At 40.9% G+C, this 15,289-nt stretch carries 15 protein-coding genes; all 15 read left to right on the top strand.

All coding sequences use genetic code 11. The features are described 5' to 3' along the window. The first annotated feature begins 8 nt into the window (after positions 1-8). The 15 genes from LS71_RS01390 (at position 9) to LS71_RS01325 (ending at position 15,151) form a co-directional block, all read left to right on the top strand. Positions 9-1,169, top strand: coding sequence for a GGDEF domain-containing protein (locus LS71_RS01390; RefSeq protein WP_034352163.1), 1,161 nt, complete (start codon positions 9-11; stop codon positions 1,167-1,169). Further along, entirely contained in the window at positions 1,138-1,656 is a 519-nt protein-coding gene (gene def / locus LS71_RS01385; RefSeq protein ID WP_081946211.1) for a peptide deformylase, read from the top strand. The genes LS71_RS01390 and def overlap by 32 nt, the downstream gene beginning before the upstream one ends. Then, on the top strand, positions 1,657-3,171 hold the full coding sequence (locus LS71_RS01380; protein ID WP_034352168.1) for a YifB family Mg chelatase-like AAA ATPase: 1,515 nt from the start codon (positions 1,657-1,659) through the stop codon (positions 3,169-3,171). It abuts the gene before it with no gap. Positions 3,172-3,180: 9 nt separating this feature from the next. Further along, on the top strand, positions 3,181-3,456 hold the full coding sequence (locus LS71_RS01375; RefSeq protein ID WP_034352170.1) for a metal-sensing transcriptional repressor: 276 nt from the start codon (positions 3,181-3,183) through the stop codon (positions 3,454-3,456). A 176-nt stretch (positions 3,457-3,632) separates the two neighbouring features. Continuing rightward, on the top strand, positions 3,633-5,057 hold the full coding sequence (locus tag LS71_RS01370; protein ID WP_138109785.1) for an SLC13 family permease: 1,425 nt from the start codon (positions 3,633-3,635) through the stop codon (positions 5,055-5,057). A 232-nt stretch (positions 5,058-5,289) separates the two neighbouring features. Then, entirely contained in the window at positions 5,290-6,153 is an 864-nt protein-coding gene (locus LS71_RS01365; RefSeq protein ID WP_034352173.1) for a substrate-binding domain-containing protein, read from the top strand. A gap of 432 nt (positions 6,154-6,585) precedes the next feature. After that, complete coding sequence (pstC, locus tag LS71_RS01360) at positions 6,586-7,461, top strand: phosphate ABC transporter permease subunit PstC (RefSeq protein ID WP_034352175.1); 876 nt, start codon at positions 6,586-6,588, stop codon at positions 7,459-7,461. A 22-nt stretch (positions 7,462-7,483) separates the two neighbouring features. Beyond that, positions 7,484-8,347 carry a phosphate ABC transporter permease PstA gene (pstA, locus tag LS71_RS01355; protein ID WP_052057748.1) on the top strand — a complete coding sequence of 288 codons (864 nt, stop codon included), beginning with the start codon at positions 7,484-7,486 and terminating at the stop codon, positions 8,345-8,347. A 9-nt stretch (positions 8,348-8,356) separates the two neighbouring features. Next, positions 8,357-9,112 carry a phosphate ABC transporter ATP-binding protein PstB gene (gene pstB / locus LS71_RS01350; protein WP_034352177.1) on the top strand — a complete coding sequence of 252 codons (756 nt, stop codon included), beginning with the start codon at positions 8,357-8,359 and terminating at the stop codon, positions 9,110-9,112. Further along, positions 9,112-9,687, top strand: coding sequence for a phosphate signaling complex PhoU family protein (locus LS71_RS01345; protein WP_034352179.1), 576 nt, complete (start codon positions 9,112-9,114; stop codon positions 9,685-9,687). Before pstB ends, LS71_RS01345 begins: the two co-directional genes overlap by 1 nt. Before the next feature lie 51 nt (positions 9,688-9,738). After that, positions 9,739-10,404: a response regulator transcription factor gene (locus LS71_RS01340; protein WP_034352182.1), complete on the top strand. Its 666-nt coding sequence runs from the start codon at positions 9,739-9,741 to the stop codon at positions 10,402-10,404. A 251-nt stretch (positions 10,405-10,655) separates the two neighbouring features. After that, positions 10,656-12,356, top strand: a complete 1,701-nt coding sequence (locus LS71_RS01335) for a sensor histidine kinase (protein WP_034352185.1) — start codon at positions 10,656-10,658, stop codon at positions 12,354-12,356. A gap of 53 nt (positions 12,357-12,409) precedes the next feature. Continuing rightward, positions 12,410-12,610 (top strand): hypothetical protein, encoded by a 201-nt coding sequence (locus LS71_RS01330; protein ID WP_034352186.1) that lies wholly within the window; start codon positions 12,410-12,412, stop codon positions 12,608-12,610. After that, a complete protein-coding gene (locus tag LS71_RS09605) occupies positions 12,610-12,720 on the top strand; it encodes a type II toxin-antitoxin system YafQ family toxin (protein WP_238700261.1) in 111 nt (36 codons plus the stop codon). Before LS71_RS01330 ends, LS71_RS09605 begins: the two co-directional genes overlap by 1 nt. Positions 12,721-12,904: 184 nt before the next feature. Beyond that, the gene (locus LS71_RS01325) at positions 12,905-15,151 is read left to right on the top strand and encodes a TonB-dependent receptor (protein WP_081946206.1); all 2,247 of its coding nucleotides are present in this window, start codon (positions 12,905-12,907) and stop codon (positions 15,149-15,151) included. Positions 15,152-15,289 lie beyond the last annotated feature (138 nt).

The following is a 15,289-nucleotide window of genomic DNA, read 5'->3' as shown; positions in this document are numbered from 1 at the left end:
GGTGTGATGTGGATTTAAGCGGCTTAGACTTAGACCTTGGGAATAATGATTTTTTTGGGAATCTCGATGTTGCAGGGCTTGAGAGTGGCGATAAGAAGCAAGATAAGCCAGTAAGCAAGGCAGAAACTCCCTCCACTGATACCACGCAAAAACTAAATTCCATTTCAAAACAGGCTATGGAGGCTCTTGAAAAAGATGCGATTTTGCCTCTGCCGGAAAATTTTGAAGCCTATTTTGAAAAAACGCTCTCACAAGAGCAAGATGAGCATATGCGCGAAAAAATTAAGGCTATGGTTGAGAGTGCTAATCACGATTCAAGGCTTATTGCGCTGGAAAAAACTTTTAATGATAATTTTGCCATGCTTAAATCTGTGCTAGAGCATTTGCTCATACTCTGCAAGCAGCTCTCTGCTATGGAGAGCAACACCGATAAACGTCTAGCAGAAATCTCCTCTATCACTAACCCGCTAGGGGCGCAAAATGCCATTAAGGTGCTGGTAAATGAGCTAAAAGGCTTTCATAAGCAGTTTGTCACGCAGGCTGATATTATCTCGCGCGCCTATCGCCAAATGTATGAAAAATCCTCCATAGCAAAGTCTGGGGCGATGTATGATACAACACTTGGTATTCATAGCAAATCATTTTTCACGCACGCGCTAGAGTTAGAATGCAAAAATGGTAAAGATTTCCCTAGACACTGCGCGGTGGTTGTTTTCTCGCCCTCAAAGGAGCTTGGTGCGCAACTCAATGAGCAAAATAAGCTTGTTACTACCTTTAAGAATATCGCTAGAATTGTGTCAAAAAATATTGGCACAAAGGACATTGTCTCATATTTGGGTGGAGGGCGCTTTGGTATGCTGCTCAAAAATGTGCAAGAAGATGCGGCTATCGCGCTTTGCGAAGAGGTAATCAAAAAATGCAAAGCGACTAATATTTTTATTGGCGATTTGGAGCTGCATTTAAGTATCGTAATGGGCGGCATTGTGCTAGATGTAAATAAAACGCCAGAATCTATGCTCCAAGAAGCAAAAAAAATGCTAGATGAAGCCTTTAGTGAGGGTAAATCGCTTAAATTTGCTAGCGCAAGCAGCGCAGATTCTATAAATACAGATGATAAACTCGATGGGGGAGATGATTTTGGCAGTCTTGACGATTTTGAAATATCCTAATGCCAAGCTGCGCGAAAAATCCACGCCTGTGGAGGAGTTTGATTGGCATCTCCACCAATTCCTTGATGATATGTATGAAACGATGATGCAAAGCGGAGGTGTGGGGCTAGCGGCTATCCAAGTGGGCGAACCAAAGCAAGTGCTTATCATTAATATTCCCCGCGAAGAAGATAATACGCAGCATAAGGCTGATTTGTTAGAGATTATAAATCCTACTTTTCTCTCTCAAGAGGATAGCATTGAGTGGGACGAGGGCTGCTTGTCTGTGCCTGATTTTTATGAAAGCATTAAGCGATTTGATAAAGTAAGTATCGCTTATAAAGACCGCTATGGGAATGATAAAATTCTAAAGGCTCAAGGCTTTTTAAGCGTGGCTATCCAGCATGAAATCGACCATTTAAATGGTATTTTATTTGTTGATAAACTCCCCATTTTAAGGCGCAAAAAGTTCGAAAAAGAGCTTAAAAAACTCAAAAAAGAATCTTAAATGGTCAATACAATCCTAACTGCTACCAGCTTTGGCACAAGTGCAAAAGTGATTGAGGTTGAGGCTGCATTCATACGAGGCTTGCCGGGCTTTAATATCACAGGGCTTGCGCATAGCTCTATTCAAGAATCTAAGCAGCGCGTGCAGTCCGCGCTTGCTAATAATAATATCACCCTCCCAGCCTTAAAAATTAATATCAATCTTTCCCCCTCTGATATGCCAAAAAGCGGCGGGCATTTTGATTTACCCATTGCGCTCGCCTTGCAAAAGTCTATGGATAACACGCAAGAGTGGTTTGCCTTTGGTGAATTAGGGCTTGATGGAAGTGTGAAATATGTAGATTCTATATATCCGCTTTTGCTTGATATTGCACTCCTACACCCGCAGGCAAAGGCTATTGTGCCTTCCTCTGCAAAGGCTCTGCTAAGCCCTATTCCCAATGTGCAGCTATATTTTGTGCAGCATTTGCAAGAAGCCATTGAAGTGATAAATAATCCCTCTCCCCCAACTGCTCATATAGAATCTACTAGCCAAACGCACTTTGGCTTTAAATATATTGAAATTGAGGGCGAGCAGTATTTTTATGATGATAGTTTTTTGAATGATTTTAGCGAGGTTTTAGGACAAGATATGGCTAAAAGAGCCGCACTCATCGCTGCTGCAGGATTTCATAATTTCCTCATGGAGGGTTCTCCGGGCTGTGGAAAAAGTATGATTGCCAAAAGGCTTTTGTATATTTTGCCTCCTAGTTCGCTGCAAGAAATGCTAGAAAATGTCAAACACCAAGCCTTAAATAAGCAAAGCACGCATTACACGCCATTGCGCCCTTTTAGAAACCCTCACCAAAGTGCGAGCAAATCAAGTATATTAGGCTCTGCGACACAATTTGAAATAAGACCGGGCGAAGTGGCACTAGCACATAATGGGATTTTATTTTTTGATGAATTGCCTCATTTTAAAAAGGAGGTTTTAGAATCTTTGCGCGAACCTTTGGAGAATAATCGCCTAGCCATTTCGCGCGTGCATTCTAAGCTTGAATATGATACGAGTTTTTTATTTGTTGGCGCGCTTAATCCCTGCCCATGCGGAAATTTGCTAAGTAAAAGTAAAGAATGCCGCTGCCAAGATAGAGAGATTAGCTCTTATAGGGCGCGTTTGAGCGAGCCTTTGCTTGATAGGATTGATATTTTTGTGCAAATGAATGAGCAAGAAGAGCAAAAAGCTAGTCTAGATTCTAAACATATGCAAGATATGGTCTTTGACGCGTTTAAAATGCAAAAGCAAAGGGGGCAAGCTATGCTAAATGGCAAGCTTGATGAGAGAGGCATTGAGACATTTTGCGCCCTTGATAATGAGTGTGCAAATTTGCTTAATCAAGCCACGCAGCGATTTTCACTCTCCTATCGCGCGCAAAATAAAATTAAAAAAGTCGCGCGCACGATTGCGGATTTGGCGCAGCAAAGCCACATTGATAAAGCCCATATCCTTGAGGCTTTAAGTTATCGGCGCATATAAGGAGGCAGTATGCTTGAGATACAACAAAGGCAGAATATCCACAAGCGGCTTAAACGCATTATCGGGCAGCTTAATGGCATTGATAAAATGATAAATGATGACGCGCCCTGCACTGATGTGCTAATCCAGCTTAATGCTGCAAAGTCTGCCCTGCATAAAGTGGGGCAAATCGTGCTAGAAGGGCATATCAATCATTGCGTGCGCGATAGTATTAAGGCAAATGATATTGATGAAAGTCTAAATGAGCTAGCAAGTATGATTGAGCATTTTGCGCGCATGAGTTAGGTTAGATTCTATAATTTCCACGCTATTGAGCTAAAGCTCCGCGTGGTCTTACAAATGCAAGCAAAGCTCACATTAGCCCTCAAAGTATAAAGTTATAGTTGCTTACGCATCTATCAACTTGTTTTTTATAAGGTCAGATTCTATAAATGGTCGCAAAGCAAACATAAAGGAGAAGTGTGCAGAAGCATATAAACGAACTAGATTCTATAAATGAGGCAGCAGATACGCCAAAACCAGAGCGCGCGCTAAAAATCATCATAGGCGTGGGCTTGGCTATTATTTTGGGATTTATTGCGGCAATTTTGGCGCGATTTTATCTTGAGGCTTCATTTAAGGTATCAGCCCTACTTGGCATTATTGCGCTACTTGTTACACTTTGGACAAATAAAGCCTTGCCGCTAGGAGTTGTCTCGCTTTTGCCCATAATCCTTTTCCCTAGTTTTGGAATCCTTGACACCAAAAGTGCCACCGCCAATTATGCTAATCCTATCATTTATTTATTTTTGGGCGGCTTTATGCTTGCCACCGCTACTGAAAAAATTGGCTTGCACCGCATTATTGCCAAAAAATTTCTAAGCCTTTTCCCCGCCACGCCAAAGGGTGTTATATCCGCGCTAGGGCTTGCCTCTGTAGTGCTTGGCACAGCTCTTTCAAACTCCACCACAGCCATTTTGCTCCTGCCTATCGCGCTATCAATCACGCAAGATTATTTTTTAAAAATGCGCTTTTTGCTTGCTGTTGCCTTTGGTGCAAGCATTAGCGGGATTACCACGCCTATTGGCTCGCCGCCTAACCTTATCTTTTTGGGCTTTTTAGAATCTCAAGGGATTGAGGGCATTAGCTTTACGACTTGGATTGTGATGATGGCGCCGCTTACTTGCCTTATGCTCTATGCGATGATTTATATCCTTTCACGCAATACAAGCGAGCATTTTTTGGAAGTGGGCGCGTTTGATGATGTAAAGATTACGCCTGCGCATAAAAGGTTATTGTGCTTTATCGCGCTTTTACTAGTTGTGCTTTTTCTTAATTCGCCCATTAAGCCCTTTTATAGCGGGCTTGGACTTAATGAAAATGTGATTTTGCTTGCCTTTGGACTGCTTATGTTTGTGCCAAAGATTGGCTTTTTGGATTGGGACGATTCTAAATCTATCCCTTATGAGCTAATCTTTTTGTTTGGTGCGGGCTTTTGCATTGCTATGGCTTTTTCGCAATCTGAACTTGGTGGGGCTTTTGAGGGATTTTTCAAACAATTTGAGGGATTGCCTTTTATTGTATTTTTGTTCCTTGCGTGTATTTGTGCGATTATTGCTACTGGTTTTTTAAGCACTACCGCGCTTATAGCCATTTTACTGCCTATTATTTACACAGCCACACAATCATTTTTAGATGTAGATGAATCTGCTATCACTATGCTTGCTATCACCATTTGTGCAAGCTTTTCATTTATGATACCCATATCCACGCCGCCTAATGCCATAGTCTTTGCCAAAGGCAATATTAAAGCATGGGATATGGTGCGCTTTGGCTTTTTGCTCTCCATTGTTGGCATTGTTGCAGTTACGCTATTTGCTTTTATATACTGGCGCTGGTTTTTGTAGATTCTATATGCCCCGCTGTTACTAGTGCCATATTAACGCTCCTTTAATTTTTTATACTTACTCTCCGCGCTGTAACTTAAACATTTTACAAATTTCATAGCCTAAAAGCCCGCAAAAAAGGGCTGCAAACCGCTTTACATTTATTTTACTTTACACACAAATGCTTTTTACATATCTCTACTAAACTGCGCGTTGTCAAATATTGACAATATCATTCTGTAAGGAAGACACTATGAAAACTGCATCACTCACAAACAGAATCTTAGCCTTATGCTTCGTTGCTTTGGCAGTAGTTGGCGTGGCTGTTGGCTCTATGAGGGCTGATGATAATATCCACCCCATTTCACGCGAAGATGGTTCTGGCACAAGGGGCGCATTTGTCGAGCTTTTTGAAGTATTTCAAAAAGTAAAGGATAAAAAAGTGGATAATATCTCTAAAAAAGCAGAGATTACTAATTCCACAGCGGTTATGCTAACAACCGTTTCTAAAGATGAAAGCGCTATTGGTTATGTTTCACTTGGCTCGCTCAATAAGTCTGTAAAGGCTGTTAAAATTGATGATATTGAGCCAAATGTAGCGAATGTGAAAAGCAAGAAATACGCTATTTCTCGTCCTTTCAATGTTATCACAACAGGCAATGAAAACGAATTAGCAAAAGATTTCCTAAGCTTTGCAACATCTAAAGAAGCTCAAGAAGTCATCACAAAAGCAGGCTATATTCCTCTTGATACAAAGAGCTTTAAACCTGCTAAACCTGCTGGAAAAATCGTTATAGCTGGCTCAAGCTCTGTAACTCCGCTTATGGAAAAGCTCAAAGAAGCCTACCTCAAGCAAAATAAGCAAGCTAAAATCGAAATCCAACAATCAGACTCAACTACAGGTGTGAATTCTACACTTCAAGGCATTGCTGATATTGGTATGGTGAGCCGCGAGCTTAAAGAAAGCGAACTTAGCAAAGGCTTAAAAGTGCAAGTGCTTGCTATTGATGGACTTGCAGTGATTGTAAATCCAAAAAATAGTATAAACTCTCTTAAACCTGAGCAAGTAAAAGCGATTTTTGAGGGCAAAACAACTAAATGGAGCGAAGTCAAATAAGGCTTTGCCCAACCTTTACACTTAAAAACACTCTATCAAATTCTTCTCCTTAAACTTTCACCCTCTTTAGATTTTACATAAATTTAAAGAGGGAATTCTCCTAAAATACGAGCTTTCTCATACTTTTTACATTTTTTTTACATTTGAACTTGTGTGATTTTACATAGTGGCTTTAAGATTTCATTTATCCGCACTATTGCACTTCGTGCCGTGCGGTCTTGTCTAGGGCAAGTAATTGCCCTAGCCGCCTAAAGTATAAAGTTATGGCTTGCTTCGCATGCAGTCGCTTAAGCGACAAGTCCATGCTCGCAAATCCATAAACTTAAGCTCTAAGGTGAGATTATCCGCAACCATTGCGCTTCGTGCGGTCTTGCAATCAACTAAGAATCTAAGCCGCTAGCTTTAGATTCTATAAATTTTAAAGGATAGCTCGTGGAGATGATAAAAGCCAAAAGCTTAAAATCTGTTTTTTTAGAGAGGTTTATGCAAGCACTTTTTGCGCTGTGTGCGCTTGTGTGCGTGCTAGCCGTGGCAATGATATGTGTCTTTTTGTTTGCAAATGCTATTCCTACCATCGCAGAAATAGGCTTTGTGGATTTTGTCTTTGGCAAGGAGTGGAAGCCAAATTCAGGGCTATTTGGTATTTTCCCTATGATTGTGGGCAGTCTGTATGTAACAGCTCTTGCGATTTTGTTTGGTGTGCCGCTTGGGATTTTATCAGCTATTTATCTTGCGTTTTTTGCAAGCAAAAAGGCTAAAGCCCTAATCACTCCAGCTATTGAGCTATTAGCTGGTATTCCTAGTATTGTGTATGGATTTTTTGGGCTTATTGTGATTGTGCCTTTTTTAGCCCCTATTCTTAATACAAGTGGTAAGGGACTTTTGGCAGCTTCTTTACTGCTTGGCGTAATGATTTTGCCAACAATCATTCTTGTGTCTAAAACAAGCTTGGAGAGCGTAACGTCCACATATTTAGAGGGTGGTTTAGCGCTTGGAGCGAGTAAAGAGCGCGTGGTCTTTTTTGTTATGCTGCGCGCGGCGCAAAGTGGCGTGTTGGCAAGTGTGATTTTGGGCGTTGGGCGCGCTATTGGTGAGGCTATGGCTGTGATTGTCATAGCGGGTAATCAGCCTATCATTCCAGAATCTATTCGCGATGGCGTGCGCACACTCACTACTAATATCGTGCTTGAGCTTGGCTATTCTGCGGATTTACATAGAGAAGCCCTTATCGCTTCAAGCGTAGTGCTTTTTGTCTTTATCTTGCTCATCAACCTCTGCTTTAGCGCGCTTAAAAAAGAGCAACAATAGAATCTAGACACAAGGAATAACAATGAGCCAAACTATTCGCACTTATTTTGAGGAGCTTTCCCACAAAGACAAGCTCTCATTGTTTCTTTACTGCATTGTGCGCTTAGCTATTTTTACAAGTGTGGCGATGTTTGCTTTTCTCATAGGCTATATTTTATTTAATGGCGTGCAGTATCTCACACCTAGCCTATTTGAATGGCAGTATAATAGTGAAAATGTCTCTATGATGCCCGCCATTATAAATACTATCACTATGGTGTGTGCCTCCTTGCTTGTGGCTACGCCTGTGGCTATTTTTGGCGCGATTTTCTTAGAGGAATACACTAATTCTCAATCATTTGTCGTGCGTGTGATTGTGGTTGCTGCTGAGACGCTAACAGGTATTCCTAGTATTGTGTATGGGCTATTTGGCTATTTAGCCTTTACGCTGTATTTTGGTCTTGGGACAAGCATCATTTCAGGTGTGCTAACCCTTGCGATTATGATTTTACCGCTCATTTTGCGCAACACACAAGAAGCCATTAAAGCTGTGCCGCTCACTTATAAAGAAGCTTCCTTTGGTTTAGGCGCTGGAAGATTGCGCACGGTGTTTGTTATTATTTTGCCCTCCGCCATTAGTGGGATTTTAGCCGGTGTGATTTTAAGCGTTGGGCGCATTATAGGGGAGAGCGCGGCTCTGCTCTATCCTGCTGGCACAGTGGCGCAAGTGGCTGGGCTATTTGATTCTGGGCGCACATTGAGCGTGCATATGTGGTCGCTCTTAAGCGAGGGGCAGTTTATTGAGCAAGCGTATGCAACAGCGGTAGTGCTGCTTGTGGTGGTGATTGGCATAAATCTCATCTCTAATCTCATCGCGCGCTATCTCAATCCAAACAATCTTAAATAGGGGATATGTATGAATGATGTAACATTTGATATTAGCAATATGAACCTTCACTATGGGGATTTCCACGCGTTAAAGGATATTAATCTAAGCTTACTGCGCAACGAAGTGAGCGCGTTTATTGGACCTAGCGGTTGTGGGAAATCTACTTTGCTCAAAAGTCTTAATCGTATGAATGATTTAATCCCTGATTGCAAAATACAGGGGCGCATTTTGCTAGATGGGCAAGATATTTATCAAAACTGCGATGTGAATGCACTAAGAAAGCGCGTAGGAATGGTGTTTCAAAAGCCTAATCCTTTCCCTATGAGCATTTATGATAATATTGCCTTTGGTCCCCGCACGCATGGCATTAAAAAGAAAAGCGAGCTAAATGAGATTATAGAATCTTGCTTGAGGGGCGCAAATATCTGGGAAGAGGTAAAAGATAGATTGAATAAATCAGCGCTTGGGCTTAGCGGTGGGCAGCAGCAGCGGCTATGTATCGCGCGCGCGCTAGCTGTGCAGCCCGAAGTGATTTTAATGGACGAGCCTACAAGTGCGCTTGACCCTATTTCAACGCTTAAAATTGAAGATTTAATTAATGATTTAAAATCAAAATATACTATCATCATCGTTACGCATAATATGCAACAAGCTACGCGTATATCTGATAAAACAGCATTTTTTCTTATGGGAGAGGTGATTGAATTTGACACAACTGATAAGATTTTTACTTCACCCAAAGAGAAAAAAACTCAAGACTATATTACAGGGAGGTTTGGCTAATGCGTGAAGTATATCTTACTCAACTTGAGGAGTTACAAACTCAATTTAATACCATGCTCACACTTACAGAGGATTGCCTACATTATGGCGTTTGCTTTGGTAAAGTGCAGAAAAAACTAGAAGAAATCCAACTCATCGTAGAACGATTAGTTACCCTTGAGAAAGATATTTTTCACTCTTGTGAGATTCTTATCCTTAGGCAACAGCCTGTAGCGCAGGATTTGGAGTTTATTACACGCACTATTAAGCAGATTCTAGACTTACGCCGCATAGGCGAGCTTTCACTCAATAGTGCCAAAATTATTTTCCAAATGCCTAGAGAATGTATGCTAGAGCTTTTGGAGCAAATGGCGAAGCTACTTTTTGAGATGTTTGATGCCTTTAAGCAAAATAACCTCAAACGTGTGCAAGAAATTGAAAATATTATGGATTCATGTTTTAAACAAATTAAAGAGCAAATCGCCCAAAGGCTAGAAGATTCTTATCAAAATGCACATTGGTGGCTTGAAATTTTAATGCTTTCAAAATATTTTGAGAAAATAGCTGACCATATCATAGCCATGGCACACGCTTAAGTTATGATATAATTTATAGTATTTATTTTTATTTTTTATAAAGGATACGAAGTGATTTTTATACTTGAAGATGATGAGGGTATTTTAAGTCTTGTAATGTATGCGCTAAGCTCTGCTAACCTCAAAGCAAAGGGCTTTGGCACGCCAAAAGAATTTTGGGACGCTATGAGTAAAGAGCTGCCCTCCTGCATTGTGCTAGATGTGATGCTCCCTCAAGAAGATGGCTTAAGCATTCTGCGCAAAATCCGCACCAATCATAAAAGCAAAAATATCCCTATAATCCTACTCACTGCGCTAGGAAGCGAGTTTGATAAAATTAAAGGCTTAGATAGTGGGGCTGATGATTATCTCACAAAGCCATTTAGCGCACTAGAGCTTATCGCGCGCATTAAAGCACTTTTGCGCCGCAGCAACACAAATGGCAATTTAGAAATTAATTTTCTTGATTTAAAATACTCCAAACTAAGCCATAGCGTAAGTATCAAAGATGAGCCTATACATCTTACTTTGAAAGAATTTGAGCTTTTAGGGCTGCTTATGAGTTCGCCAAATCGTGTCTTTAGCCGCGAAGAGCTTTTAGAAATCATTTGGGGATACAATATTTCTGGCACGCGCACTATTGATATTCACATAAACACCCTGCGCAATAAGATTAAAGAGTATAGCTCATATATCAAAACTATTCGCGGCGTGGGCTATCAATTTAGCGCCAACTAAGTCTGCGCGTTACTCATTTTATAGAATCTAGCCTCTCACAGAATCTGCGCTGCGCACTCATCGCACTTTCAAAGCAAAAACGCAAAAGCTAGATTCTATAATTTCCGCGCTGTTGCTTTTGTAAAAGCCGCGCGCATCTTGCACAAATGAGCAAAGCCCATTTGTGCGCCTAAAGTATAAAGTTATAGCTGCTTTAAGCATCTATCAACTTAGTTTTTGAGGTTAGATTCTATAAATCAAAGGAGCTTTACTTGAAAAAAAAGATTTTTTATGCGATTTTTCTGGGCATTTTTAGCGTGCAGATTCTAAGTATGTTAAGCATTATTTTTATGCTTGATAATGTAATAAAAAATCTCGCTTTCTCACGCCTTAATCACGCTCTAAGCGAGCTTACCTCGCAAGATATTGCCAATATTTTGCTGCATAAAGATAGCATTATCCCCCTCACCTATCGTCTAAGCCTCATTTCCACGCAAGGTGAAGTGCTGTATGATAGTCAGGCTGATATTAATAAGCTTGATAATCACCTCTCCCGCCAAGAAGTGCAAACTCTCCTTAAAGATTTTAATAAGTCCAAGAGTGAAAGCGTGCGCGTGCAGCGAGAATCTAGCACATTAAATGAGCAAACGCTCTATGTGGCAAATATGACTATTATAGAATCTACGCCCATTATCGCGCGCCTAAGTGAGCAGAAACGCGCTATTGGCGTGCTGCTCGTTGATTTATTGCCTTATTTGTGCGCGCTGCTATTCTTTGGCTTTATTTTAAGCATTGTCCTTGCGCTTATTTTGAGTAAAAAAATCATTACCCCCATTCAAAATATCGATTTATCCCACCCTGTGAGGACAAACCCCTACCCCGAATTACAGGTGTTTATGGAGCGAATTGCTAAGCAAAAAAAGAAAATTAAAAAGCAAGTCGCCCTAATCCAAGCGCGCCAAAGGGAAAATGAAGTGATTATCCAAAGTATGCACGGAGGCTTTTTGCTTATTAATAACCAAACGCAAATCCGCTCTTGCAATCACACCGCACTTGAGTATCTACACATCACCGCCCAAGATTCACTTTTTAAAATCCCGCATTTAAAGCCGCTCATTAATGAGCTAGAGCGCATTAGCAAAGAGCCAGCCGAGCAAGCAAATGAGCAAGATTATAGCTTTGAATGCGAGATACAAGAGCGTAATTTATACTTTATCGCCCTACCCGCGTGGGTAAAAAACCAGCTCCAAGCCATTGCGCTTATTATTTTTGACAAAACTACTCAAAAGCAAGCCCAAGATTTTAGAAAAGAATTTAGTGCTAATGTTACCCACGAGCTAAAAACGCCGCTATCTATTATCCTAGCAAGCAGCGAAATGCTAAAAAGCGGTCTAGTCAAAACAGAGGATAGAGCGGAGTTTGTTAATAAAATTTATACAGAATCTCAACGCCTTTTAACGCTTATTGATAAGATTTTGCGCCTTTCATTTTTTGATGAAAACTCACTAGAGCTAGAGAAAACGCCGCTTGATTTGCTAGAGATTTTGCGCAGAGTGAGCAAAAATGTAGCCCCGCTAGCGCTTGAGAAGCATATAAAAATCGTTATTTCCCCCCAAACGCGTGAAGGCAAGATTTGGGGCATTAGCTCGCTTATTGAAGATATGGTATATAACCTCATCGAAAACGCCATAAAATACAGCCACGATAACTCCACCATCACACTATCTATCACGCACAGCGGGCAAAATATCATTATGAGTGTGAAAGATGAGGGCATAGGCATACCCAAAAATGAGCAAGAGCGCGTGTTTGAGCGCTTTTACTGCGTGGATAAAAGCCATAGTAAAAAGCTCGGTGGTAGTGGGCTTGGGCTATCTATAGTGAAGCATATTGCTAAAATCCACAATGCAAAAATCCGCCTTGTCAGTCAAGTGGGCATAGGGACGACTATAAGCGTGGAGTTTAGAGGGTAGATTCTATAAATGCGTTATAATGACGCAAAATTTACACGCAAAAGGAGTAAAAAATGACTTTAGTTGTAAAAAATGCTAATAAAGATTTAGAAAAGCTAGTCAAAGCTGCTGCAAAACTTGCAAATGCAAGTGTGAGCGTAAAAAGTGAAAAAAATGACAAGCTAAAAGAGGCGATAAGTGAATATGAGCGCGACAAGAAAAATGGCAAAATCACGCGATACACAAGCTTTGCAGCCTTTGAAAAAGATATGTAATGTATAGTTTTGAGCCTTCAAATCGCTTTAAAAAGCAATACAAAAAGCTAAGCAAGAGCGATAAAGTCAAGGCAAAAGAAGTTATAAATAAGCTTTTAAAAGACAAATAAAATTTGCATAAATTTGATATTTATCAATTACTATCACGCTATAAAAACACGCATTTTAAGCATATTTTGCAAAAATCCTGCCGCAATTTTTATCATTTAAAAACAATTCTCATATTTTTTATAATACTTTAAGTGTAAAGGCTTTATGCTTGCAGGCGTAAATTTTCAATACAAAGGATACAAAATGAGGAAATACGCACTCTTTTTCCTAGCTTTGGGTATGGTGCAAGGAGTATTTGCCGATGAGCCAAATACCCAAACCAACGCCAGCCAAGTCAATGCCGACCAAGAAGTCGCCAAAAGCATAAGGCTTAATAAATCCATAGTTACCGCTAGTCAAATGAATACGCGGCTTGATGAGCTTAATCGCAATGTATATGAGATTGATAAAGAGAGCATTATCGATAAAGGCTACCGCTCAAGCGAGGATATTTTCCGCTATACGCCTTTTGTAGGGCTAGCAAATGTCGGGCTAGGGAGCAATTTAGACTTACGCGGTCAGGGCAATCGCGCCAATACCTCCGTGCAGGTGCTAATAAATGGTATATATTCAAATATGCTAGATTCTAGCCACGGCGTTACGCCGCTAAATACGCTTGACCCAAATAGTATAGAATCTATTGAAATCCTGCCCGGTGGGGGTGCAGTGATGTATGGTAATGGCACGCGTGGGGGCGTGGTCAATATCATCACACAAAGACGCTATGAGCAGCCATTTTTTAGCGCAGGGCTAGGATATAGCAATATTTTGGCAAGTGAGGGGGATAATTATAATGCAAATGCAAAGTTTGGTGGCAAAATCGGTGAGGGCACATATCTATCACTCGGCGCGGCGTATATTAATCGCGGGGGACCAAGAGTTGGCGATAAAACTAGCGGCGCACAAGCAAATCTCGGGTTAATTTATGACATTACAGCGGGGGGGGGGCAGAGTATAAGCTTTGATGTGGATTACTTTAATGGTGTGATTGACACAAGTCCTAATAACTCTTTTCAAGATATTGCTAACCCTAGTAAAGATAATAGAAAGACTGCAGGTAATGGCGATTATCATAATAAACAACAACGCCTTGATGTGAGCATGGGATACAAAGGCGAAGTGAGTGAGAATAGCACCTTTGATGTGAAATTGTTTTATCATTTAAATAAAATTAAGTATGTGGATTCTGTAACGCGACTTAGCAGCTATATGTATAATGGTATGGTAAATCTAGCCAATACCGATGCCGACCAAAGCGGCTCACTCTTTGATGACCAAAAAGCTGGATTAATAGCTAAATATGATGCTAAGCATACAAGCGGGCGATTTTTGCTTGGCTTTGAATCTATTTGGAATCGCGGCAAGCGCGTAATGGACCAACATATCACATGGACTGGTAGTGTAACGATGATGGGGCAGCAAGTAAGAGGCTATGACCACAGAATGTATATCCCAACTATTGGCACAAAATGGACAAACTCTATTTATGCTATAGAGAAATATGATTTTACTAAAAGCTTTTCTATCACAGGTGGCGCGCGCTATGAAAATGCACAATATGATGTAGATATGACTTATGCTAATGATATGACTATCACTATGCAAGGTTTCACACCGCCATCTACGCCCTACACTAAAAACGGCACGCTTAAAGATTCGCTTAATAACTTTGCGCTAGAGGTAACGCCTAATGTTAAATATTCAGATTCTGGAAATGTGTATGCCAAATATGAGCGCGGTTATTTCTCCCCTGCACCAAATAATATGATGAGGCGATACAACCCCGCAAATGGGTCATCTTCTGGCTCTGCAGCCGAATACATACCTACAAATCTAAAGCAAGAAACTTACCACACCTTTGAGCTAGGGTTAAAAGACTATATAGGCGATGTGGCAAGCTTTAGCGCGAGTGCGTATTATACTTTGACAAATAATGAATTTTACACTATTGGTAACGCCCACTCTGCTAGCGGCGTGCAGTATGGGAATTATGATAAGACACAAAGAACAGGCATTGAACTCTTTAGCGAGCAATTCCTCTTTGGCGGCACGCTAAGCTTTAGCGAATCTTTTACCTACATTGATGCAAGAATCCTACGCAATAATGGCTCAAAGATAACAAATAACAACCATATCCCCTATGTGAGCAATTATAAAGGCACCATTGGCGCTAATCTCTCCCTTGGCAAAGTCTTTAGCCTCTGGACGCAAAATACCTTCTATGGCACAAGCTATGACATCACACAAGAGAAAATCGACCCCTATAGCCTAACAGACATCGGCGTTAATGCGCGCTTTGGTGATTTATCACTTAGTGCTGGGGTAAGAAATGTCTTTGATACATTCTATTATAGCTACTATAACCACGATGCAAGCGATGTTATCGCGGGCTATGCGTTTTTGATTGGGCAGGGGAGGTCAGCGTTTATTGAGGGGCGCTACACTTTCTAGCCTTGTCTGCGTAGCAAGCTTTTGCGCGTTGGCTTTTTGGCTAAAAACGGCGATTCTGCCGGCGCGTGTATATCGCGCTAGCGGATTCTATACTCTTGCGCTCAAAATCGCACTCCACGCCTCTATCACAAACTCCTT

This window comes from Helicobacter jaachi (assembly GCF_000763135.2).
Lineage (GTDB): Bacteria > Campylobacterota > Campylobacteria > Campylobacterales > Helicobacteraceae > Helicobacter_C > Helicobacter_C jaachi.
The sequence above is the reverse complement of the archived record's forward strand: the minus strand, read 5'-3'. Positions and strand labels throughout refer to the sequence as shown.

Bases quoted from the DNA above. Each gene is read 5' to 3' on its own strand.
- LS71_RS01365 (WP_034352173.1), top strand. From the start codon at position 5,290: ATGAAAACTGCATCACTCACAAACAGAATCTTAGCCTTATGCTTCGTT.
- LS71_RS01380 (WP_034352168.1), top strand. From the start codon at position 1,657: ATGGTCAATACAATCCTAACTGCTACCAGCTTTGGCACAAGTGCAAAA.
- pstB (WP_034352177.1), top strand. From the start codon at position 8,357: ATGAATGATGTAACATTTGATATTAGCAATATGAACCTTCACTATGGG.
- LS71_RS01345 (WP_034352179.1), top strand. From the start codon at position 9,112: ATGCGTGAAGTATATCTTACTCAACTTGAGGAGTTACAAACTCAATTT.
- pstA (WP_052057748.1), top strand. From the start codon at position 7,484: ATGAGCCAAACTATTCGCACTTATTTTGAGGAGCTTTCCCACAAAGAC.
- LS71_RS01375 (WP_034352170.1), top strand. From the start codon at position 3,181: ATGCTTGAGATACAACAAAGGCAGAATATCCACAAGCGGCTTAAACGC.
- LS71_RS09605 (WP_238700261.1), top strand. From the start codon at position 12,610: ATGTATAGTTTTGAGCCTTCAAATCGCTTTAAAAAGCAATACAAAAAG.
- LS71_RS01325 (WP_081946206.1), top strand. From the start codon at position 12,905: ATGAGGAAATACGCACTCTTTTTCCTAGCTTTGGGTATGGTGCAAGGA.
- LS71_RS01330 (WP_034352186.1), top strand. From the start codon at position 12,410: ATGACTTTAGTTGTAAAAAATGCTAATAAAGATTTAGAAAAGCTAGTC.